This window comes from Roseburia sp. 1XD42-69, assembly GCF_003612565.1.
Lineage (GTDB): Bacteria > Bacillota > Clostridia > Lachnospirales > Lachnospiraceae > Roseburia_B.
Map to the genome: position 1 here is coordinate 1 of NZ_RAZG01000048.1, position 23,161 is coordinate 23,161.

General features: G+C 42.9%; 28 protein-coding genes. All 28 read left to right on the top strand.

Features of this window, described 5'->3' with window-relative positions; translation table 11 throughout:
• Positions 1–71: 71 nt before the first annotated feature.
• The 28 genes from D7Y06_RS17530 to D7Y06_RS17660 all read left to right on the top strand — a co-directional run bounded on the left by D7Y06_RS17530 (position 72) and on the right by D7Y06_RS17660 (position 23,101).
• Entirely contained in the window at positions 72–332 is a 261-nt protein-coding gene (locus D7Y06_RS17530) for an eCIS core domain-containing protein (RefSeq protein ID WP_243119377.1), read from the top strand.
• 22 nt (positions 333–354) lie between these two features.
• Positions 355–1,890, top strand: coding sequence for a hypothetical protein (locus D7Y06_RS17535; protein ID WP_120409035.1), 1,536 nt, complete (start codon positions 355–357; stop codon positions 1,888–1,890).
• Between the two features lie 173 nt (positions 1,891–2,063).
• Positions 2,064–2,222, top strand: coding sequence for a hypothetical protein (locus tag D7Y06_RS26055; protein WP_158591409.1), 159 nt, complete (start codon positions 2,064–2,066; stop codon positions 2,220–2,222).
• A gap of 107 nt (positions 2,223–2,329) precedes the next feature.
• Positions 2,330–2,662, top strand: coding sequence for a YlxM family DNA-binding protein (ylxM, locus tag D7Y06_RS17540; protein ID WP_120409068.1), 333 nt, complete (start codon positions 2,330–2,332; stop codon positions 2,660–2,662).
• Between the two features lie 3 nt (positions 2,663–2,665).
• Positions 2,666–4,015, top strand: a complete 1,350-nt coding sequence (gene ffh / locus D7Y06_RS17545; RefSeq protein ID WP_120409036.1) for a signal recognition particle protein — start codon at positions 2,666–2,668, stop codon at positions 4,013–4,015.
• A gap of 33 nt (positions 4,016–4,048) precedes the next feature.
• Positions 4,049–4,294 (top strand): 30S ribosomal protein S16, encoded by a 246-nt coding sequence (gene rpsP / locus D7Y06_RS17550; protein WP_120409037.1) that lies wholly within the window; start codon positions 4,049–4,051, stop codon positions 4,292–4,294.
• 26 nt (positions 4,295–4,320) lie between these two features.
• Complete coding sequence (locus tag D7Y06_RS17555) at positions 4,321–4,548, top strand: KH domain-containing protein (protein ID WP_120409038.1); 228 nt, start codon at positions 4,321–4,323, stop codon at positions 4,546–4,548.
• 51 nt (positions 4,549–4,599) lie between these two features.
• On the top strand, positions 4,600–5,121 hold the full coding sequence (gene rimM, locus D7Y06_RS17560) for a ribosome maturation factor RimM (RefSeq protein WP_120409039.1): 522 nt from the start codon (positions 4,600–4,602) through the stop codon (positions 5,119–5,121).
• A 17-nt stretch (positions 5,122–5,138) separates the two neighbouring features.
• Positions 5,139–5,864, top strand: coding sequence for a tRNA (guanosine(37)-N1)-methyltransferase TrmD (trmD, locus tag D7Y06_RS17565; RefSeq protein ID WP_120409040.1), 726 nt, complete (start codon positions 5,139–5,141; stop codon positions 5,862–5,864).
• 89 nt (positions 5,865–5,953) lie between these two features.
• Positions 5,954–6,526: a carbonic anhydrase gene (locus D7Y06_RS17570; RefSeq protein ID WP_120409041.1), complete on the top strand. Its 573-nt coding sequence runs from the start codon at positions 5,954–5,956 to the stop codon at positions 6,524–6,526.
• A gap of 18 nt (positions 6,527–6,544) precedes the next feature.
• Positions 6,545–6,991 carry a hypothetical protein gene (locus D7Y06_RS17575; RefSeq protein ID WP_120409042.1) on the top strand — a complete coding sequence of 149 codons (447 nt, stop codon included), beginning with the start codon at positions 6,545–6,547 and terminating at the stop codon, positions 6,989–6,991.
• Between the two features lie 58 nt (positions 6,992–7,049).
• The gene (locus D7Y06_RS17580) at positions 7,050–8,948 is read left to right on the top strand and encodes a GTP-binding protein (RefSeq protein ID WP_120409043.1); all 1,899 of its coding nucleotides are present in this window, start codon (positions 7,050–7,052) and stop codon (positions 8,946–8,948) included.
• A gap of 52 nt (positions 8,949–9,000) precedes the next feature.
• Complete coding sequence (locus D7Y06_RS17585) at positions 9,001–9,711, top strand: LytR/AlgR family response regulator transcription factor (protein ID WP_120409044.1); 711 nt, start codon at positions 9,001–9,003, stop codon at positions 9,709–9,711.
• 1 nt (position 9,712) lies between these two features.
• Positions 9,713–10,876: a sensor histidine kinase gene (locus D7Y06_RS17590; protein WP_120409045.1), complete on the top strand. Its 1,164-nt coding sequence runs from the start codon at positions 9,713–9,715 to the stop codon at positions 10,874–10,876.
• Positions 10,877–10,967: 91 nt separating this feature from the next.
• Positions 10,968–11,474, top strand: a complete 507-nt coding sequence (locus D7Y06_RS17595; RefSeq protein ID WP_147415707.1) for an aminotransferase class I/II-fold pyridoxal phosphate-dependent enzyme — start codon at positions 10,968–10,970, stop codon at positions 11,472–11,474.
• Entirely contained in the window at positions 11,471–11,749 is a 279-nt protein-coding gene (locus D7Y06_RS17600; protein WP_120409047.1) for a DUF1294 domain-containing protein, read from the top strand. Before D7Y06_RS17595 ends, D7Y06_RS17600 begins: the two co-directional genes overlap by 4 nt.
• Positions 11,750–11,767: 18 nt before the next feature.
• Positions 11,768–12,493 (top strand): response regulator transcription factor, encoded by a 726-nt coding sequence (locus D7Y06_RS17605; RefSeq protein ID WP_120409048.1) that lies wholly within the window; start codon positions 11,768–11,770, stop codon positions 12,491–12,493.
• Positions 12,490–13,725 carry a HAMP domain-containing sensor histidine kinase gene (locus tag D7Y06_RS17610; protein WP_120409049.1) on the top strand — a complete coding sequence of 412 codons (1,236 nt, stop codon included), beginning with the start codon at positions 12,490–12,492 and terminating at the stop codon, positions 13,723–13,725. Before D7Y06_RS17605 ends, D7Y06_RS17610 begins: the two co-directional genes overlap by 4 nt.
• A gap of 137 nt (positions 13,726–13,862) precedes the next feature.
• Entirely contained in the window at positions 13,863–14,618 is a 756-nt protein-coding gene (locus D7Y06_RS17615) for an ABC transporter ATP-binding protein (protein ID WP_120409050.1), read from the top strand.
• A 1-nt stretch (position 14,619) separates the two neighbouring features.
• Positions 14,620–16,974 (top strand): ABC transporter permease, encoded by a 2,355-nt coding sequence (locus D7Y06_RS17620; protein WP_158591410.1) that lies wholly within the window; start codon positions 14,620–14,622, stop codon positions 16,972–16,974.
• 182 nt (positions 16,975–17,156) lie between these two features.
• The gene (locus D7Y06_RS27820; RefSeq protein ID WP_305793778.1) at positions 17,157–17,690 is read left to right on the top strand and encodes a hypothetical protein; all 534 of its coding nucleotides are present in this window, start codon (positions 17,157–17,159) and stop codon (positions 17,688–17,690) included.
• Positions 17,691–17,819: 129 nt separating this feature from the next.
• Positions 17,820–18,455, top strand: a complete 636-nt coding sequence (locus D7Y06_RS17630) for a GyrI-like domain-containing protein (protein WP_120409052.1) — start codon at positions 17,820–17,822, stop codon at positions 18,453–18,455.
• Between the two features lie 72 nt (positions 18,456–18,527).
• Positions 18,528–19,199 (top strand): FadR/GntR family transcriptional regulator, encoded by a 672-nt coding sequence (locus D7Y06_RS17635; protein WP_120409053.1) that lies wholly within the window; start codon positions 18,528–18,530, stop codon positions 19,197–19,199.
• Between the two features lie 122 nt (positions 19,200–19,321).
• A complete protein-coding gene (locus D7Y06_RS17640; protein WP_120409054.1) occupies positions 19,322–19,837 on the top strand; it encodes a CatA-like O-acetyltransferase in 516 nt (171 codons plus the stop codon).
• Positions 19,834–20,499, top strand: coding sequence for a class I SAM-dependent methyltransferase (locus D7Y06_RS17645; RefSeq protein ID WP_120409055.1), 666 nt, complete (start codon positions 19,834–19,836; stop codon positions 20,497–20,499). The genes D7Y06_RS17640 and D7Y06_RS17645 overlap by 4 nt, the downstream gene beginning before the upstream one ends.
• A gap of 147 nt (positions 20,500–20,646) precedes the next feature.
• Entirely contained in the window at positions 20,647–21,567 is a 921-nt protein-coding gene (locus tag D7Y06_RS17650; protein ID WP_120409056.1) for a helix-turn-helix domain-containing protein, read from the top strand.
• A complete protein-coding gene (locus D7Y06_RS17655; protein ID WP_120409057.1) occupies positions 21,560–22,054 on the top strand; it encodes a hypothetical protein in 495 nt (164 codons plus the stop codon). The genes D7Y06_RS17650 and D7Y06_RS17655 overlap by 8 nt, the downstream gene beginning before the upstream one ends.
• Positions 22,055–22,144: 90 nt before the next feature.
• Positions 22,145–23,101 carry a hypothetical protein gene (locus D7Y06_RS17660; protein WP_120409058.1) on the top strand — a complete coding sequence of 319 codons (957 nt, stop codon included), beginning with the start codon at positions 22,145–22,147 and terminating at the stop codon, positions 23,099–23,101.
• Positions 23,102–23,161: the final 60 nt, after the last annotated feature.

Here is a 23,161-nt window from a genome sequence, read left to right on the forward strand (position 1 = left end):
TGCTATTTTTATGCCAGTTCTTATTGAATTTTCAAGGTGCATAGGCACTTATTCAAGTGCGAAGTTTGAGTATGGAAAATGTAACCGTCCATTATAATTCATTAAAGCCCTCCCGCCTTAAGGCTCACGCTTACACAAAAGGGACGGAAATACATGTGGCTCCCGGCCAGGAAAAGCACCTTCCCCACGAGGCGTGGCATGTGGTGCAGCAGATGCAGGGCAGGGTTTCCCCCACCCGGCGCATTGCCGGGGAACTGGTAAACGACAGCGGGGCCTTAGAGCGGGAAGCGGATCTTATGGGGGCAAAGGCTCTCAGGACAGAGGTGAGATAGGTGGAAGGATAGGGGGAATTTTATGCTGATGCAGGATAAAAAAGAAAAAATGAAATCCGAAATGAAAAAAAGAGTATCCCCTGTAAAAAGTGTGTACAGAGGGGATGTTTTTGCTGTAAAAAATTCCAGGGGGCTTCCCGGAAACATACGGGCAGGATTTGTGCCAGCCCCGGTTTTGCAGAAAAAATCCGGCGGCGGGGTCGTCCAGCTTTCCCACATCAAAAATGTAAATCCCAATACCCAGGATCCACCTCACTTAGTCCAGAACGAAAAACCCACGATAGTCTTTGAGAGCATGGCTTCCAATTCCGCCAGTGCCCAGAGTATTTTTGACCAGACAAAACAGTATTCCGGCAATACCATCTGTGTGTTTGGATTGAACAGACGTTATACAGTTCCAAGGGCACCTCTCCAGCTTGAGTGGATTGGAGATGTGGGCATACATTTTTTCCGGGGATTTACATTTGAGTGGGAAAAACCTGGAGAAGTCCTGGAAACGGACCAGTATAAAATGCCTTTTATCGAGGCCCGGGCAGAGGTTATGGGCCAGGGGGAAAAGATTGTAAATGCATTGCCAGAGGACAGTATCCAATCTGAACATGTACCTGCAACGGATAATTCCCATAAGATTGTATACCGATGGATAGACGGTGATGCCGAAAATGATACGTCCCAGGAGATTCCCGCAGAACATCTGACAGCTTTGTCAGAAGAGACAATGGGAGTGTTATCTGGTCCTTATACATGGAAAAGTGGTTCTGAAAGCAGGACGCATAAATTTTATTGTGGATTTATAGACAGAGTAAATGAGTGCGAAGGCCGTGTACGGGAAAAATATTTTAGAGAAAAGGGCAAACTGGCAGAGGATATGAACAGTTTCCTAAATGTCCCGGAATATTTGTCAAATGAGGGTGGCCTGAATGGTTATTATCTTCCGGAAACAACATTTATGATGAGTCCCAATACTCATAGAGTAATGCTGCACACAATCCGTTCCAGACAGGCGGCGTCAGATATTTATCCCGAAATAGGCAGCAGTGAAAAGCTATTACAGGTATTGGAACGGTATAGGAATGTGCAACTGGACGGGCAGTTGCGGACGCATATGGACAATGTAAGAGGTAACAATTTTCCTGCCAGCGCCCAGCCTTTGAAAAGTTATATTGAGAGCCGTTATCCTAAAGATAAAGAGGGTTTCGACAGTAAATCCATGCAGGATAAAGAGAGCATGAAAATGCTTTTTTATGCCAATATAGCAAAGAACAGCGTTTATTTTGAACCGCAATTAAAGGTATCTAAGCCCTTAAAAAGAGAATTTGAGACAGAGGGGACGAATTATATTGGTGTGGAACTGCTGCAATTGCTGAAAAGTGGTAACCTTGTGGAAAAAGAAGTTTTTTATCAGAAATTGATAAAAATGAGGCAGTCAGTTTTTGATAAATTTTGGATTTCTGAAGAGATGAGCCCGGATTTCAAACGTTTTAAACAGATTGAAGTTAATAAAATATATTCTTACTATAAACGGCACAGACAGCAGATTGCTGCGGAGTTAAACTAGAAAAATATTCAGAGGAACTTTCACGGGAATGTGGCAGCGTTCGCTTTGAGGAACTGAAAAACTGGTATGACGGGTACTATTACAGCGACGGGAGAAGCCTGTTTAATCCCAGGTCTGTAAATTGTGCCCTGACAGATGGCGTCTGTCGGAATTATTGGACAGAGACAGGGCCTATGAATGAAATTGCAGAATGCGTGGAACAGAATGTGGATGAAATCAGGGAAGAAATTATAAAAATGGTGGCGGGAATTCCGGTGGAGATAGACCTGTTTAGAGGAATTATTCTGGAATTAAAAATGTATGGAAGCTGTGAAAAAATGAGTACTGAGTGACAAAATCAAGACGAGGGGAAAGTTTTAAAATTAACCTTGACACCCTGGAAATTATGTGGTATCCTACCAAAGGTGTCAAGGAGAAAAACTTGTCAGCGGAGGATAGTATGGAGACAAAGGCAAGACAGGCGTACCTCTACGATTTTTACGGGGAACTTTTAAACCAGCACCAGCGGGGAATATATGAGGACTATGCATTTTCCGATTTGTCTTTGGGGGAAATTGCCGCAGAGGAGGGCATCAGCCGCCAGGGCGTCCATGATTTAATCAGGCGCTGCAGCAAAAAACTGGAAGAATACGAAGAGAAACTTCACTTAGTGGAAAAGTTTTTATTGATAAAAGAAAAAGCAGAAGAGATTGAAAGCATTGCAGCTAAGAAAACGGAACCGGAGATGAAGGAGATTGCCGCCATTTCCAGGGAGATTTTAGAGGAGCTTTGACCTATGGCATTTGAAAATCTGTCGGAGAAATTGCAGAATGTATTTAAAAACTTAAGAAGTAAGGGAAGGCTGACAGAAGAAGATGTAAAAGCCGCTTTAAAAGAAGTAAAAATGGCCCTGTTGGAAGCGGATGTCAACTTTAAAGTGGTTAAGCAGTTTATCAAAACCGTGCAGGAGCGGGCCATCGGGCAGGATGTGATGAACGGGTTAAACCCAGGCCAGATGGTGATTAAAATCGTAAACGAAGAGATGATTGCCCTTATGGGTTCCGAGACCACGGAGATTGCATTAAAGCCCGGGAGCGAAGTCACTGTGATTATGATGGCGGGTCTCCAGGGGGCAGGTAAAACCACCACCACGGCAAAGATTGCAGGAAAGTTAAAGCAGAAGGGGAAAAAACCTTTGCTTGCAGCCTGTGACGTGTACCGTCCCGCAGCCATTGACCAGTTAAAGATTAACGGGGAGAAACAGGGCGTGGAAGTTTTTTCCATGGGGGATAAAAATAATCCTGTGGATATTGCCAAAGGGGCAGTGGAGCACGCAAAGAAAAACGGATATAATGTGGTGATTATAGACACTGCAGGACGTCTTCACATAGACGAGGATATGATGGCGGAACTTGCCGCCATTAAGGAACAGGTGGAGGTTCACCAGACCATTCTTGTGGTGGATTCCATGACGGGGCAGGATGCCGTAAATGTGGCAAATCTTTTTCAGGAAAAAATCGGTATCGACGGCGTTGTTTTAACAAAGCTGGACGGGGATACCAGAGGCGGTGCGGCCCTTTCCATCCGGGCTGTTACAGGCAGGCCCATATTGTATATCGGTATGGGGGAAAAGCTTTCGGATTTGGAGCAGTTTTATCCGGACCGTATGGCGTCAAGGATTCTTGGCATGGGGGATGTTCTCACCATGATTGAAAAAGCCCAGGAAGCCATTGACGAGGACGAGGCCAGGAAATTAGAGCAGAAGATGAAAAAGGCCGAGTTTGATTTTGAGGACTATTTAAGCTCCATGAGCCAGATGAAAAAGATGGGGGGACTTACCAGCATCATGGGCATGATGCCAGGGTTAGGGGGCATGAAAATGCCGGAAATTGATGAGGCACAGGCGGAAAAGGGCATGAAGCGCACAGAGTCCATTATCTATTCCATGACCCCGGAGGAGAGGAGAAATCCTTCCCTTTTAAATCCCAGCCGGAAAAAAAGGATTGCCGACGGCGCAGGGGTGGATATTGCAGAGGTAAACCGTTTGGTAAAGCAGTTTGAACAGGCGAGGAAAATGATGAAGCAGATTCCCGGAATGATGGGAGGTAAGCGCGGTAAAAGAGGCAGATTTAATCTTCCTTTTTAACATAAAATAAATACAAACCAGGAGGTGAAAGAGATGGCAGTAAAAATCAGATTAAGAAGAATGGGACAGAAGAAAGCTCCTTTCTATAGAATCGTTGTAGCGGATTCCAGATCTCCCAGAGATGGAAGGTTTATTGAGGAAATCGGCACTTACGACCCAACCAAAGACCCCAGCGAATATCATGTAAATGAAGAGCTGGCAAAAAAATGGTTAGCAAACGGAGCACAGCCCACAGAGACCGTCAGCAGACTTTTCAAATCTGCAGGAATTGAAAAATAGCGGTTAAATAAAGAGAGGTGTAACCGATGAAAGAATTAGTGGAAGTAATTGCAAAAGCGTTAGTCGATCACCCGGAGGAAGTGGTGGTTTCCCAGACGGAGACAGACAGGACGATCACACTGGAACTTCGTGTGGCACAGTCTGACATGGGGAAAGTAATCGGCAAACAGGGCCGCATTGCCAAGGCAATCCGCTCTGTGGTAAAAGCAGCAGCCTCTAAGGAAGACAAGAAAGTAATTGTAGATATTATGTAATATATAGCGTCCTTTCGGACGCTATTTTTCTCTCATGGCATAGGAGGGCCTATGGAAGACTTATTTAAGGTAGGGGTGATTACAAGCACCCATGGATTAAAAGGGGAAGTGAAAGTATTTCCCACCACAGATGACCCGAAACGTTTTTTAGATTTGAAAGAGATTCTTTTGGATACGGGAAAGGAAAAAACTCTGCTCCATATCTCAAATGTGAGATTTTTCAAAAATATGGTAATCTTAAAATTCAAAGAGTTTGGGGATATCAATGAAGTGGAGCACTTAAGGCAGAAAGAGCTTTTTGTCACAAGGGAACATGCAGTGCCTTTAAAAGAAAACGAATACTATATTGCGGACCTTATGGGCCTTTCTGCAGTTTCCGATGAGGGGGAGGACTTAGGGGAAGTCGGGGATGTGCTGCAGTCGGCGGCAAATGACATATATGTGATAAAAAAACAGGGGGAGAAAGACCTTTTGGTGCCTGCCATTAAAGAATGTGTCAAATCCGTGGATATCCCTGGGGGAAAAATTGTGCTTCACCTCCTGCCGGGGCTTAGGGAAGCCAATGAGAAATAGGGAAAGAGGGAAACTAAATGAAATTTTATATTCTTACTTTATTTCCGGAAATGGTGATGCAGGGCCTTTCCACAAGCATTATCGGAAAAGCGGCAAAAAAGGGGATTTTAACCATAGAGGCGGTAAACATCCGGGATTATACCAGGGATAAGCATTTGAAAGTGGACGACTACCCCTACGGGGGAGGGGCCGGCATGGTGATGCAGGCACAGCCCATTTTTGATGCCTATCAGGCGATAAGGGATAAAATCGGCCATAAGCCAAGGACAATTTACCTTACCCCCCAGGGACCCCTGTTTCACCAGGCTATGGCCAAGGAGATGGCAGGGGAGGAAGAGCTTGTTCTTCTCTGCGGACACTATGAAGGGGTGGACGAGCGTGTCTTAGAGGAAATTGTAACGGACTATGTGTCTGTGGGGGATTACGTCTTAACCGGAGGGGAACTGCCTGCCATGGTGATGGTGGATGCTATTTCCCGTATGGTGCCAGGGGTCTTAACCAACCAGGAATCCGGGGAGACGGAATCTTTGGAGGGGGGGCTTTTGGAGTATCCCCAGTACTCAAGGCCCAGGGAATGGATGGGGAGAGAAGTCCCGGAGGTTTTAATGTCCGGGGACCATGTAAAAATCCAGGCATGGAGGAGGGAGCAGTCCATACTCCGGACAAAAAAGCACCGCCCGGATTTGTTAAAATCTGCAGATTTGACCATCAAAGAAAAGGCATTTTACAGAGTAAATGAATGAGAAAAGAAAAATGAAAAAGGGTCTAGTCCTAGTGCTGATAACTTGATATAATAGACGGGAAAAGGAATGAACTTAAGGAGGAAATAAGAATGAACAAAGACAATTTATCTTCTGCAGAGGCACTTTCTAAGCTGAAAAGAGGAAATCAGAATTATCTGGAAGCAAAAACCAATTCCGGTAATATTTCACCTGAAATCCGCAGGCAGACATTTGAGGAGGGTCAGGCTCCCTATGCTGTTGTAATTACCTGCTCCGATTCCAGGGTGATACCGGAAAGTATTTTTATGGCAGGCATTGGAGAGCTTTTTGTCATCCGTGTGGCAGGAAACGTTATTGATCGTCATCAGCTTGGCAGCATCGAGTATGCGGCAGACCATCTTGGTACAAAGCTTGTAGTAGTGCTGGGCCATAGCCGCTGCGGAGCCGTGGGAGCAGCGATGAGCAGCGACCCGGAAGGTTATGTGAAGTTTATCACCGATGAAATCCGTAAAGCTATCGGGGAGGAAAAGGACGAACTGCGTGCCAGCTGTCTCAATGTTCAGCAAAGCGTTTCCGTTATTAAAGAAAAATTGAATCTGTCCCAGTCAGAAGATGAAAATGGAGTGAAAGTATGTGGGGCAATGTATCATATTGACACCGGGGCAGTAGAATTTTTAGATTAACAGAATGAGGAGAAACTTATGAAACCAGAAGAATTAACCCAGATGCTTATGAAGATGCAGAAAGAGACAAGAGAGGGAAAGCTGCACTGGAAGCTGGAGGTGCAGACCACCGAGGGAAATGAAGAGAAATATACAGTGGAGGAAGAGGGCCGTGTGTGGATTGTGGACGAGTGCTACACTTCCTTTTTCTGTGAATACCAGGGCAGTGAGTTTTGTATGATTACCTATGAGATGATAAAGAGCAACATGGAAGAGACAAAGACAAATAACTATGTGTTTTTACCGCCTCTGGGTGTAAGGCTGTTTTCCCTCCATACCCTGCTTCCCCATAGTATTGAGGCGAATGCGGTGGTGATTTCCCATATTCATGCACTGTGGGAACTTTTGGCGGAATTGGTGAAAAAGGGCAGCCCTCAGGTAGAACTGCGCATCCGGGAGGCGTCTGTAAATATTCAGGAGGACTGATACCGCGCATATATATTTATAAAATGCACGGTATCGGAAGCTGTGGGGAGGACTTGTTATGGCAGAAAAAAAGTGCTGCAATCAGTTGGAAGTGGAAACCATTCACAGATTTCGGGAGATTTATGCCAGCCAAGACGCATATACTGTGCCCTTAAAAGACGGAGGGGACAGGGAGCAGATAGAGAGACTGGCAGCACAGGCGCTATATCCAGAGGAGCCGGAGCTTTTCTTTGAGATGGAAAAAACAGAAAGCAGAGAGGAAACAGCAGAGCAAAGTCTGTCTAAAACCAGGCAAAGGGATGCTCTGCTTTTTCATTTGTCAGCCAGGGCATCCGGGGAAGAGAACGTGGTTCGGATGATTAGCTGCGGCGGGGTGGATGACGGGAAGTCCACCGTGATTGGAAGAATTTTGTATGAGGCAGCAGGTGATGAAAAAAGGCGGGAGATAGAAAATAATCCCCTGTATCTCCGCAGGGACGGGACGGTGGATTATGCCATGCTGGCAGGGGTGTCGGAACAGGAGGCAAGGCAGGGGATTACCGTAAAGGTTTCTTACAGCGGATTTAGGGCAGATACCGGCACATTCCTAATGGCTGATGTGCCGGGACATGAGGAGTATACCGGGAATATGGCATATGCCGCAAGGCTTTCCAGCCTGGCGGTGCTTATGATTTCTGCCAATAAAGGGATTGTACCCCAGACCAGGAGACATGCCAGAATCTGTTTTTTTATGGGTATCCGAAAAATGATTTTTGCTGTAAATAAAATGGATATGGTGCACTTTGACCGGGAAGTGTTTGAGGGTATTGTAAAAGAGATAACCTACCTAATGCAGGAGTATCACGACTGCACTTACCAGATTATACCGGTGGCGGCAAAAGCCGGGGACAATATCGGAGAAAAATCCAATCATATGCCCTGGTATCAGGGGGAGACGCTTCTTTCAGCCATTATAAAGAGCCAGGGGGAGAAGGCGCCGGAAAGCAGTTTTTATATGCCAATACAAAAAACCATAAAATCCAGCCAAATACCGGGAAAAGAGATAAAGAGACGCGTCCTTTTAGGCCAGGTATTCGGGGGAAAAATATCTAAGGGCCAGGAGATTTTCGTGTACCCTACCATGAAAAGGGCAAAGATTTCCAAATTGTATTCTTTTTTCCAGGAAAGGGATGAGATTGAAGAGGGACAGCCTGCGGCGGTGGAACTTGACCGGGAATTAGATGTGGCAAGGGGATATTTTTTGGCAAAGGAAGATATGTTTACCCCGGCAGAGTGTGTGGAGGCGGATATTCTATGGGTGTCGGATGACCAGTTAAGGCTTGGCACCAGGTATAAAATAAAAATTGGGGCGAAAGAGATAACCGGGGCAGTGACAAAGATTTTATACCGCATGGATGTGAATACTGGGGACCATAAATTTGCAGAACATATTACAAAAAATGGAATGGCAAGAGTAGAGCTTCGTTTTTCCCAGGAGGTGGCGGCATCCCCGGAAAGCCAGAGTCGGATTTTGGGCACACTGACCCTTTTAGAAAAGAAAGGGGAGACACTTTTAGGGTATGGAAATATTGTAAAAACCGTAACCGACGAGGTGTTTTTTGAAAACGGAAAGATGGTTGCCAGAGAGGAGCGGGAGGAGGCGTTAGGCCAAAAAGCGGGAATTCTTTTATTTCCCCAAAAAGCGGGGAGTGAATGGATAAATTATGTGGAGCGCTATCTGTTACATATGGGATTTCACACCATACAGGTGGGGGAGAAAGACAGCCGGGAAAGAATTTTCCGCCTTACGGAAGCAGGGCTTTTGGGACTTTTGTCCGCAGAAGAAGTGATTCTGCCTGATTTAATGGGAGAGGAGCCTTACCGAGTGTGTGACTTGAGAGGGGAGGTATTTTCCCAGGAAAATCTTGTACATATACTTAAGAGAGTGAAGGGCTGGGCGGCAGGGATGCTGTGCTGACCAGGAGATTTAAATAAGGGTTAGGTGAGTATTCCCGGGGAAGGAGGAAGACTTGATACGGATTGGAATATGTGATGACGAGGCATGTATGTGCAGTAGAATAAAAGACCTGGCAGTTTCTTTTTTAAACAGAAACAACAGGGATGCAGAGTTCTTTCTTTTTGGGTCCGGGGAGGCGGTTTTGGAGTGCAGGGAAAAACTGGATATTTTGTTTCTTGATATTCAAATGGATAACATGGACGGAATGGAGACTGCAAAAAAGCTCCGCAATGGTCAATTTCAGGGGTTTTTGATTTTTACCACTGTGTTAAAAGAGATGGTTTTTTCCGCCTTTGAAGTGTGGGCATTTGATTATCTCCTAAAGCCCATAGAGGAAAAACAATTTGAAAAGACAATGGAGCGTCTCTTTTCTTCCATGTCCCAGGCTAAAAGCGCAAGACTCCTGGTGCAAAGAGGGTGCGAGAGCAGCGTGATTTCCTTTGATGATATTGTGTTTTGCGAGGTCATTAACCGGAAAGTGTATCTGCACCTTAAGTCTTCCCAGGTCATAGATTTTTATGAAAAAATGGAAAATCTGGAAATGAGGCTGGACAAAAGATTTTTTAAATGTCACAGGAGTTATCTCATAAATTTAAACTATTTGAAGAGCTGTAATGACAAAGTGGCATATATGGAAAAAGGGGAGGAAGTTCCCGTTTCTCGTCTCCGTAAAAAAGAGCTTTCCCAGGCGGTTTTTCAGTATATGAAAGAATGGGGGAATTAGGGTGGCATATTTTTTAGATATATTTTCTGCTTACATCATAGGCGGCATGGAGCTGTGTGCCCAGCTCTATTTTTTTCTCCGCTTTTTAAAGAAAAGACTGCGGCCTCTGCACTTTGTTTTTTGCGGTCTTTTGACCCTTGTAGTAATGCGGCTGAGCTATGGAATCGCATGTTCCCTTACCAGCATGGTTCATCCTTTTTTGTTTTCCATTTATTCTGTGAGGGCGGGAATTTTGTGTTCACTGCTGTGGGATATTGTGGAGCTGTTTTTATCCCTGGCCTGCTATATTGGCATTTTAAAATACTTTTCGCCAAAAGAAAGAGAAAATGATATTTATGTGATGTTATTTTCTATGCCGGTATTTTTGATTTTTTTCATGTTGGAGTATGTGAAAAAAGAAATCTATGGGAATGATATTTTGACAGATAATCAGGGAAATGTGCTAAATGCAAATCACGGCCAAATGCTTATACTGCAAGTTCTTGCTATGGCAAGTCTGTTTTGTATTCTTTTAGGTTATCAAAAGATGGAAGAAAACTTCCGCCTGAACAGGGAGCTTTCCCTTCTTACCCAGGAAGAAAACTATTTCCGCCAGTATGTCACAGAGGCAAAAATGCATGAAGATGAGACGAAATCCTTCCGCCATGATGTGAAAAACCATATGGTGGTTTTAAAGGAACTGCTGCGCCAGGGAGAGGTGGGGCAGGCCCTGGATTATGTGGGGGATATGGAGGAATTGGCGGGGAAATGTTCATTTCCCTTCTGCACAAACCATCCTCTGGCAGATATTCTCATTCACAGAAAGCTGGGGTTAGCGGAGAGCCGGGGAATTTCTGTGTGCTGCTCATTACTTCTTCCCTATCCCTGCCAGGTGCGGGATATTGATTTGTGCATTATCTTATCTAACGCACTGGACAATGCGGTAAAGGGCTGCGGCATCAATGAAGAGGGAGAAAAATATATCCGTGTGGAGGGGAAATCCCAGGGGGATTTTCTGTTTATAGAGATTTCCAACAGCTATGATGGAAAAAAGAGATTCCGGGAAGGCACGGGGCTTAAAAATGTCAGGGCGGCGGCAAGAAAGTATCATGGACAGGTAAATCTTACTGTCAAAGACGGGGAGTTTTGTTTTTCTGTTCTGCTTTCAGGAACTGGCTTTCCATAATCTGCATCCCGCACCATCAAAAAGACATTTACACGTCAAATCCCTTTAATTTTTGAAAAGAAGGGACGAAACAACAGGTAAGACAGTATTTATGTCTGAAAAGATTTCGTCGAAGAAGGATGATGATATCTCTATGAGAATTGATGGAAACCAGAACCCTTACAGGGCAAAAGAGGAAGAAAAGGTAAGGGAAATGCAAAAAAATGCAACGGCAGAGCCAAATGCCTTTGCAATCGAAGGGGCGGTTGCGGCATTCACCAAAGGGGAAGCATGGCTTTTGGAGCTAAGAAAATATATTTGGGAAAACAAGAAGGCGGCAGCAGAATTTATCAATGAAAATATTCCAAAGATAAAGACAATGCCCTCAGAGGCAACTTATTTGATGTGGATTAACTGTGGGGAGCTTGCGATGGATGATAAAAAATTCTGCAGGTTTATCAGGAAGGATACCGGGCTTTATGTTTCGGAGGGGAGCCAGTATGGAAATGAGGGAGAGGGATTTATGCGCATGAATGTTGCGTGTCCGAAAAGCAGGTTATACGACGGGCTTGACCGTCTGAAAAAAGGTGCGGAGAGATATGAGGAGAGTAAAGGATGATACATATTTGGTATGCAGTTATTTTTTATTTTATTGTAATAAACCTTCTGGGTTTATGTCTTATGGGCATGGATAAGTCAAAGGCCAGGCGCCATGCATGGAGAATTTCGGAAAAGAGCCTTTTTCTGGTAAGCATTTTAGGGGGCAGCCTTGGCACATGGGCGGGGATGTATCTGTTCCGCCACAAGACAAAGCATTGGTATTTTGTGCTTGGGATGCCTTTTATTTTCATCCTCCAGGCAGGGCTTTTTATTTATCTTACAGGTAAAATTTAACATGGGGAGAAACAGGAAATGGCGCATTATAACTGTCTGATTATTGATGATGAAACAGATTTGGCGGAAATGACATGTGAATATTTTCAGATGTTCGGGGTGAGTATTGCCCGGGAGGAAAATGCCGAAAGAGGACGTATCTTTTTAGAGAAAAACCAGGTGGACATTCTTTTGCTGGACATTAATTTAAATGAGGAAAGCGGCTTTGACTTGTGCCGGGAAATACGGAAGAAATGGGAAAATCCCATTTTATTTATCAGCGCAAGGCAGAGGGATGACGATGTGCTTATGGCTTTAAATATCGGCGGGGACGATTATATCAAAAAGCCCTATTCCTTAAGTATCCTTTTGGCGAAAGTCAAAGTGATTTTAAAGAGGATGGAGAGACAGAAAAAAACTTCAGACAATATTCTGCAGGAAGAGGGGCGGGGGGAGTTTCTTCTCCACGAGGAGACCTTAAGCGTATGGGTGAAGGGCAGGGAGATTGGTTTAAAAGCGAAAGAATTTGCCCTGTTAAAATGTCTCTATGACAATAAAAATACAATTGTGGCAAAGGAGAAAATTTTTGATACCGTATGGGGAGATGCCTTTTACAGCGACGGCACCTTAAATGTGCATATCCGCAAGCTTCGGGAAAAACTGGAGGAGAATCCCAATGAACCGGAGTTTATTAAAACCATATGGGGGACAGGATATATGTTAAAACTAAAAGAGCAAAGTCAAAAGAGTGAGGAAAAAATATGAAATTCAGGTATATTCCGGCAGTCTACACCCTGGTGATGGGTGTGCTGCTTTTTTCTATATTGGCATATTTTGGGAGGAAACCTTATCCCGGCAGGGATATGGTATTTTACAATGAGCAGAGGATTTTGGCCCAGGAGTCCATAACAGCGGGAATGGACAGGCAAAAGATTGAAGAGGCATATCACTGCAAAATTTTATTTATATCTGATAAGGATTATGAAGTAAAATTGTCAGACGGGCAAAAAAGGGCGGCGCTGGTATTTGACTATATGGAACAAAAGAATCTGGCAGGCAAAATTATATTTTATCCAGAGGAAAACCGTTATCTGGAACTGAAAGCAAATATGAAAGAGAGGATACTTAGAATTTTTTTCCTGCTGCTTTTCTTGGGATATCTCTTTTTGGGATTTTTGTATGTACAGTTTATACGTCCCTTTTTAAATCTCCGGAAATTTGCCAGGCAGATTGCAAAGGGGAATCTGGATTTCCCCCTTAAAGCCAGGAAGCATAATTATTTTGGGGCGTTTACGGAGAGCTTTGACCTTATGCGGGAGGAATTAAAGCGTGCCAGGGAAAGTGAATGCCTGGCCAATCAGAGCAAAAAAGAGCTTGTGGCAGAACTTTCCCACGATATCAAAACACCGGTGGCGGCCATACGGGCGGCCTGTGAGGTGCTGCTTCTTGAGGAAAAACAGCCCGGTATACAAAAGAAAATCGGTATGATTGACAACAAGGCAAAAATGATTGACGAGCTGGTGGGAAATTTATTCCATGCCACCTTAGAGGAGCTTATGGCGTTAAAGGTGGAGCCTTTGGAGGAGAGTTCCCTTTGTATTAAGGACATGCTCTTTGATATGCAGGAATACGGTCAGATTTATATTGCCCCCAAAATCCCGGAATGTATGGTTTATATGGATCAACTCAGGTTTTCCCAGGTCATAGACAACTGTATGAACAATGGGTGGAAATATGGGGGCACACAGATGACGGTGGAATTTTTGGAAGAGGAAGAGGGACTTCACATTAGAATCAAGGACAATGGCAAAGGAGTGCCGGAAGATGAACTGCCCCGGATTTCAGAAAAATTTTTCCGGGGCAGCAACGCTAAGGGGAAGGAAGGATCCGGCCTTGGGCTTTATCTGGCAAAGACTTTTATGGAGCAGATGAAGGGAGGAATGGAGTATTATAATGACAATGGATTTGTGGTGGAATTGTTTCTGAAAAAGGTTTAGTGGGAAAAGAAATAAGAAACAGTTAAGAAATACACAGGAAACAGGTTAAGATTTTGGGGATGCATACTGTTACAATGAAAAATGAAAATAAGGGTGACAGCTATTTACGGGAAACGTTGCCACAAAGGAGGTAAAATATGAGCAGTATATTAACAGCAAAGGATTTGTGCAAGACTTTTTCCAATGAATCTTTACAGCAGCATGTGCTGAAAAATTTAAACCTGACCATTGAAAAGGGGGATTTCACTGTTATTATGGGAAATTCCGGTTCTGGGAAGAGTACCCTTCTCTATGCCCTTTCCGGTATGGACAGACCCACTTTGGGGAGTATTTCCTATAAGGGGGAGGAGATATCCAAACTGAGCAATGACAAACTGGCGGTATTCCGCAGAACCCACTGCGGCTTTGTATTTCAGCAGAATTATCTCAATGATACTATGAGTGTTTTGGATAATATAATGGTGTGCGGGCTCTTGGTAAACAGGGACAGAAAAGCCCTGGCAAAAAAAGCGAAAGAGCTGATGGTATCCGTGGGGCTTTCAGAGCAGGCTTTTTCCAAATTTCCTACCCAGCTCTCCGGGGGAGAACAGCAGAGGGCGGCGGTTGTCCGGGGAATCATCAATGAGCCGGAAATCCTTTTTGCAGATGAACCCACCGGGGCATTAAATTCCCAGAACACGGAAAATGTATTAAATGTGTTTACAGAGTTAAACCAGAAGGGACAGAGCATTGTGATGGTCACCCATGACATGCGTTCCGCCAGAAGGGGAAACCGTATCCTGTATTTAAGCGACGGGGTGATTACCGGGGAGCTGCTTTTGGGAGCCTATGTGAGAGGGGATAAAAACCGGCATGAGAAACTGCGCACATTTTTACAGGAAATGGGGTGGTAATATGCAGGGATTATTTTATATCACAAAAAACAGCATGAAAAAGAAAAAGGGGGATTTCATTGTGCTCTTTGCCCTGATTTCCCTTGGGGCTATGCTTTTATATACCAGTATCTCCGTTTTCCTGGGCATGGGCATGGTGCAGGATTTGGCCTATGAAAAAGCCCATACGGCGGATTTCCTATATATGACAAACGGAGGGGGAGAAAAACTTTCAGAAATTTTAAGTTCCAGGGAGGAAGTGGCGGAATATGAGGAATCCCCTGCAATGTACCTGCAAAGTGTAAAATACAAAAAAAGAGGGGAGACAGAGGAGAAGGAGTTTGCCTTTGTCCTTGGGAAATTAGAGGAGGAGAGGAAGATTGGGATTTTGCCGGAGCCTGGCCGCAGTATAAAAAAGATGAGCATTTATCTTCCCTACTACATGAAAGCGGCGGAAGGGTATGGCCTGGGGGATTCGTGTTTTATCACCATAGGGGAGAGGGAGTATTCTTTTGAGGTGGCGGGATTTGCGGAGGATCCTTTGTTTGCAACGCCCTCTAATATTTCCTGTTACAGTACCTATATCACTGAGGAGTGTTTTGAGGAATTAATCCGGGAAAATGAAACGGCAAAGGCGGCAGAATGTATTCAGTATAAAGTGCGTTTAAAACCCGGGGAGGACAGTTTTGAATTTGACAAAAATATCAGCGCAGCCTTAAACCGGGAAATGCCGGAACTGTCAGAATATCTGGGGCTTGGGGTGAACTTTAGCACCATGAAGCAGGGGGCTTCCATTATGTCAAACATCAGCATGGGGATTATCCTTGTATTTTCTGTGATTTTGATTGTGGTAGTGCTGCTTATTATACGTTTCAGCATCCACAATTTTATGGAGATGAACCGGAAAAATATCGGAATCCTTATGGCGGCGGGCTACACCTCAAAGCAGTTAAATTTTACTGCGGTGATGGAGATGGGATTCCTTGCATTTTTTGGCTCCCTTTTTGGCATTGCCCTTGGGGTGTTGGGAAGCGGGGTAATCGGAAATTTCCAGGGGATTATGATAGGGCTTTCCTGGAACCAGACATTTCATTTGCCGGGGGCTGTGTGTACGGCGATAGCGGTGATGTTTATCGTGGCTTTGGTGTCCTACTTAAGCGGGAGGACATACCGGAAGATTTCAGTGCTTTATGCCCTGCGTGGAGGCATCGACACCCACAATTTTAAAAAGAATTATTTCTCCCTGGAAAAAACCAGGCTGCCGTTAAACCTGGCTATTTCTTGGAAAAATATCTTTGCGGAAAAAAAGAAAAACCTGTCTGTTTTTTGTATTGTGGCTCTCCTGGCGTTTTCCTGCTGTATTGGCTTTAGCCTTTATGATAATTTCGGCACGGACAATGAGATGCTTTTGCAGATGATCGGGATAGATGTGGGGAATATCTGCCTTTCCGGGGAAAATATAGAGGAAGTGGGAAGGGAGATGGAAACCTGGGAGGAAGTGGAGGACGTGCTTTACTGCAGTACCATGAGTGTCAGCTTAGAAAGCGGCTCCCAGAAGACAGAGAGCACCTGTGATGTCAGCAGGAATCCGGAGCTTATGAGAAATGAAATGATTGTGGAGGGAAGGCGGCCCAAATATGAGAATGAAGTGGTATTATCCACGGGAATTGCGGATATTTTACAGGTGGAGGCAGGGGACAGCGTCTACCTCACAGGCCAGGGAGAGCGCAAGTCCTATGTGGTCTGCGGGATTGACCAGAAAATTACCAATATGGGGCTTCGTGTTACGCTCTCAGAAATAGGGGCAAAAAATTTAAACGGGGATTCCACCGTGCTGTTCTTGTATGTCTATGTGAGGGAAGGAGTTGATGTGGAAAAGGTGATGGATAAAACCGCAGAAAAATTTCCGGGAATAGAAATTCAGGACAGCAGCGTCCAGATAAAGTCTGTCACCAATGGCATTGCATTGGCAATGAAAGCAATCTGTATTATTTTTGGGCTGATTACTGTTTTTGTAGTAGTAATTGTGGAAATCCTTTTGGTGAAAACCAAGGTGGTAAAGGAGAGAAAACATTTCGGCCTGAATAAAGCCGTAGGGTTTACCACAGTGCAGCTGATCCGCCAGGTAATGGTTATGAATCTCCCGGTGATTTTTACAGGGGGAGCAGTGGGGGCAGGCCTTAGTATTTTCTTTATGGAACCCCTGGTTGTTATTTGCCTTTCCTTTTGTAAGATAAAGGTCTGTCCTCTTAAAATATATTTGCTTGGGCCTGTGGCTTCCGTTTTCGGAATCCTTTTTATGGCTGCATTTGCAGCATTTCTTGCCTCAGTAAAAATCAGGAAAATAGAGCCTGTGTCTATGCTGGGGGAGGAGTGACAGACTATAATCCTGTGCATAAAATGAAGTAGAAATATAATTTGCCAGGAGTAAAGAAAATGAGAGATTATTGTAATAAATCTTGTTGTTGTAATTGCTGTCCCGGGCCAATGGGTCCCCAGGGCATGTCAGGCCCAGCGGGGCCCCGGGGTCCTGCAGGGCCAAAGGGAGAGCCGGGACCAATGGGCCCAGAAGGGCCAAAGGGAGAGCCGGGACCAATGGGCCCGGAAGGGCCAAAAGGAGAGCGGGGGCCAGCCGGCCCCTCCGGCTCTGAGATACAATCTTCATATTTTAACGCTGTTATGCAGGGAGGATACCAGGATGTCCCTCCGGAGGGGGAAGTTAAATTTTTATTGGCGTTTCAGTCCGGTGATTTTTCCTTTATCCCAAACACAACAGAGATTACGGTAAATACAGGAGGTATTTACCGGGTGGATTATTCCGTACTGATCCGTCCTTCCCTGGGACGGATAAACGCCGCCTATGCAGTGGCCATTAACGGCCTGGAAAATCCATTATCCTTTTCCGGTTTCTATTGTGACGAACGAATCCACACGGAACGCCTGGAATTAACGGGAATGTTTATCACTTCTATTCCAGCAGGGGCAAGGGTTGCCCTGCGGAACAAGTCTTCCACGGAAGATTATCTGGCGGGAACGGGGATTGACAACCAGGCTGTCAATCATGCGTCTATTATACTTCAGAGAATCGGATAACAGAAAAGGGAATGTCTGCTTTTTAGCAGGCATTCTTTTATATGCAGAAAATTTTTAAATTTATAAACATGACACACAGTTGTCCATTTTATGTGTTAAACTATAAAAAACGAAAGTGGAGGAGAGAATATGTCATTTGATTTTAAGAAAGAATACAAGGAATTTTATATGCCCCCGAAAAAGCCCGGGATTGTCAGGGTGCCTTCCATGAACTATATTGCAGTCCGGGGGAAAGGCGATCCCAACAAAGAGGAGGGGGAGTACAAAGAGAGCATAGGTCTTTTGTACGGAATTGCTTTTACCATTAAAATGAGTTATAAAGGTAGCCATAAAATCGACGGATACTTTCAATATGTTGTGCCGCCCTTAGAGGGCTTCTGGTGGCAGGAAGGAGTGACGGGAATTGATTATTCCAAAAAAGAAGAATTCAATTTTATTTCCCTTATCCGCCTGCCGGATTTTGTGAAAAAGGAGGATTTTCTCTGGGCGAAAGAAGAGGCATCGACAAAAAAGAACAGTGATTTTTCCAAAGCGGAATTTCTGACTTATGAAGAAGGGGAGTGTGTGCAGTGTATGCATATCGGTTCTTATGATGAGGAACCCCGGACAATTCAGGCCATGCAGGATTTTGCGGAGGAAAAAGGTTACAGGATAGATATTTCAGATACACGGTTCCATCATGAAATTTATCTCTCCGACCCCAGAAGGTGCGATGTGAGCAGATTAAAAACGGTAGTCCGCCATCCCGTGAAAAAGATATGTTGAAAAATATTTTTTTCTATGCTATTCTGATTATCAGAAAAATGACAGATACTTTAGAAAAAAGGTGGCAAAACTATGAAAAATAAAATGCTTTCCCAAAGTGTTGCTGATAATATCCTGTCCATGATAACCATAGAAAAGCGTTTTTCTGTTGGGGACAAACTTCCAAACGAAATCGAATTGTCAGAGGAACTTAATGTAAGCCGTACCACACTGCGGGAAGCAATCAGGATATTGGCCGCTTATCATATACTGGAAATCAGGCGTGGAAAAGGTACTTATGTTACGGAAAAGGTACTGGAACAGCCCCGGGATTTGGAACAGCTCTCCGGGGTAAAAGTAAATGCAAAAGACCTTTATGAAATGCGGCTGATTTTTGAGCCGGAAGCGGCTTACCTTGCGGCTGTCAGGGGAACGGATGGGGAGATAAAAAGGATACTTGATTACGGAAAGCGGATTGAAGATGAAATGAAAAATGGAGAGGACAGAACAAGGGATGAACATTCTTTTCATAAAGCCATTGCACAGGCCACACATAATGAGTTTATGAATAAACTTATGCCAATCTTATATCAGGCCATTTCAAAGGGAGTTGTACTGTCCACTCAGAGCGAAAAAGCAATGAAGGATACGTTAGTCGACCATAGGATGATAATGGAATTTTTGGAACAACGGAATGCAGAAGGGGCAAAGAACGCCATGCGGATTCATATTATGCATGCCATAAAAGAATTGAATATAGAATGAAACTTTGGCATCTGCGGCAAAAGCAGGTGCTTTTCTTTTTGACACAGACATTATACAACATATTGACATCAGACAACATATGAGCTATGATAAAGAAAAAAATTATATCAGGAGGATGGATTATGAAGTATATTGATGTATCTGCATGGAAAAGGGCCATGCATTGCCAGGTGTTTCGGAACAGTGTAAATCCCCAGTATTGCGTAACTTTTCATGTGGACATAACAAATTTTCTCTCCCAGGTAAAGAAACGGGGATTTTCATTTACATTTTCTTTTGTGTATGCAGTAACGAAATGCGCAAATGAAATAGAGGAGTTTCGTTGTCGGTTTGTGGAAGGGAAACCAGCTATTTTTGAGACAATCCATACGTCGTTTACATATCTTGACAAGTCCACAGAGCTTTTTAAAGTATCTTTTCCCTGGGTATCCTTTTCCCATATTTCCCATACGGAATCCGGAAAAAAGGATAATGCCATTCCCTTGTTTGACTGGGGAAAATTCTATGAAAAAGAGGGAAAAATCTTTATGCCTTTTTCCGTACAGGTGCATCATTCTTTTGTTGACGGCGTGCATATTGGAAAGCTTGCGGGGAAGCTGCAGAGCTTTTTAGATAATTTTGGGCAGGTATTGGGATGATGCAAAAGCAGGCTTTTTCACCAGAAAAATATGATAAAAACATAGCAATTACTCTCCCATATTATGAAGAATATTTCAAACAAATAACAGACATTGTCCATACGGCTTTTCCCATGCCCGTAACATGGTTAGACATAGGCTGTGGAACTGGAAAAATGGCAGATTTGGCAATGAAAAATCTTCCTGTGAAGAAAATGGTTTGTTGTGATAATTCGCCGCAGATGCTAAAGACAGCGAAAGAACATGTCAGTTCTTTAAAAGCTGATTTTCGTGAAATTTCAATACAAAATTTACAATTTGATTCAGACTTTGACGTTATTACGGCAGTTTTGGTTACCCATTATCTTAAATATGAGGATAGAATTGTAAGTATCAGAAATTGTTATAATGCCTTAAAAAAGAATGGCATGTTTTTCACAGTAGAAAATTTTGCACCGAATAATGATATTTTAGAAAGATTATATTTGGAGCGTTGGAAAAATTTTCAGCGGAAAAATGGAAAGAGCGAAGAAGAATGTGAAAGCCATATACTCAGATATAATACAGAATATTTTCCTGTCACCATAATGGAGCAAATGCAGGTATTACAAAAATGTGGATTTAACAATGTAGAAATTTTCTGGTGTTCCTATATGCAGGTTGGAATTTTAGGGATGAAATAAAGATTTGTTTAAAGCGGGCGCAGGAGTTATAAAGTAGAAAAGACGATAAAATAAGGGAACGAAACGCAAAGTTGACGAGATGAAACCACAGATTGGTTGTTTTCCCCTGTTGTTAGAAGTAGAATGTTTGCAGGAGGTGGATAAAAAATGACATTAGGACAGAAATTAAAAACATTGTTGAAAGACAAAGGTATGACGCAGGAGGATTTAGCAGAAAGGTTAGAGGTATCCCGACAGGCAGTTGGGAAATGGGTTAATGATAAAGGAATCCCTGAAGTAGGGAAAATAGTACAAATCAGTAACCTGTTCGGAGTATCAACAGACTACCTGCTGAAAGAGGACTGGGAAGAAAAAGGTGTAATGGAAGAAAGAGCCATATCAAACAGCGGGTACTATGTCAGCCAGGAAATGTTGGACGGATATTTGTCGTACAGTAAGCAGAATGTAAAGCAGATTACGGGAGGAATAAGTCTTTTTATAGTATCAAATGTCTTTGACTGCTTTGAACACAATAGCATGATAATATCTTTTCTCTATTGGCTTACAATGACAGCAGGGATAATCATTATTATTTGGCATTTTTTCCAGACCAAACAGTATCAGGAAATCAAAAATGAGCACCTTGCATTTGATGATAAGGTGTTTGGGGAGTTTAAGAAACAGCAGGAAAGCAGAAGAAAAAAATATGCCGTTATAATTATTGTGGGAGTGATTATTCTTTTGGCAAGTTCCGAAATAGAACGCTTTTTCATGATTTATCTTGGGCAGACAGCCTGCAATGTTTTTGGGTGGGCAGCCGATACGGTATGGTTAGCACTCATTATTTGGGCGGGAATGTCCATGCATATTGACAGCATTATCATTAAAAATACAGAACGTACTCTTAAATGCGGTTATATGAAAAGGTATCGTTGGATATATATGGCATTGCCGTTTACAGTGGCTGCAGTTTTGATTGGAATGATAACAAACGCATGGAGCCCATATGCACCTATTATAATTTTGTTTTGCTGTTTATTAGTTACAACTTGTAAATTACTTATAGAAAACAGGGGGAAAAATGAATAAGAGAAGCTATATAATAACCAGTATCCTGCTTGTGTTTGGATTATGTATTTTTGCAGGGTGTGCCGCACAGCAGGAAGAAAAATATACCAGGGAAAATTTAGATAACCTGGCTGAAATCAGAATATATTCAACAAATAATAATGAGCTTATAAAAACAATAAGTGATGAAGAACAATTATATCAATTTAACCAATGTTCGATTTTTGATGGTTCGGATATAGAAGAACGTCAAGATGAATGGAAAAGGGGATTAGAGGGGGCAAAAGAACAATATTTTTTTGTTGCATATAAGTATCCGGCTGCACGTTTTGGAGTAAGATTACTTGAGGAAAATACTACCATTACATTTTATGAGGATACAAGCATTGTCAAAATGACGGTGGCAGAAGAAAGTATCAAAGCATTTTCAATTCCAGAAGAATATTTGACTTTCTATTATGAACTTTCCCAGGAGGAAATCAATTTTTATCATTCATTAGTAGAATGACAGGATAATCAATCAATGAAATTGAGTAGAATTATGTATGTACATATGGTAGAATAGTGCCATGAAACAGATTGACAGAGGAGATTAGCTATGAATAAATTATTATTTATTCTATTGTTTGCGTTTAGTGCCATAGGAATATATGGTTGTAGTCAAAAAGAGAATTTCAGTAACGATGAAAAAAAGCAATTTACTGAAATTATTACAGCTTCTGGTGAGATGATTGGTATCATTGACAATCATAAAGAAATAGAAAGGTTTGTAAATCAACTGGATATTGAATCTTGGAATGATATGGAACAGCTGCCCGAAGATATAGACTTGGTATATAGTTATATATCATATGAGGTAATTGATGAACCTATATTTTTACCGGATGGAATACCGTTAGTTCATATGAGTACCTTAGAATTATATATTTCCGATAAAGGTGAATATATTATACGAGATTATGATCAAGAAATAGAAACAATAGCCAGAATATCAGAAAAGGCGGGACGGTTTCTTAATGCGCCGGAGGACTTAGAACTAAATAAGAATATAACAGCGAAGGACATACTGGATGGGTGGGGACTTGATTTTTATGTGCCAAATAGTGATATTGAAAAAATAGATGATATAGAGAATGCCCAATATTATCAAGGAAAAACATCATTTACAGAAAAGGAACTGCGCAAGACTTCTAAAGAGCAGAAGATACAGTTTTACGGAGCAGACAAAAGCACGTTGCTGAATGAAATAGACGATATTTCTGAAATAGCGCAATATCTAAACGGGTTAGCTCTGGATCAGTGGGAATATGCAGATAATGCACCAACCCCCGGAGAAGTTGAATGTCAAATTGTTAGATTTATGTTATCAAGGGATAATAAAAAAGAGTTAAAAGAAATGGATACCCAGATACTTTATAAAAGCGATGGTAATTACTACATTGAAGAAATAATTCCGGGTGAATATAGTGATCGGGGAGAATTTATAACACATTATCAAGTGTCAGAGGAGATAGCAAAATATATTTTATCATATTTAGAATTATCCCTAGGATAGGTAAAATATTTTGATTTTTCTAGCTTGAAATATATCTCCCTGGACCTGAGGGGAAGTGCG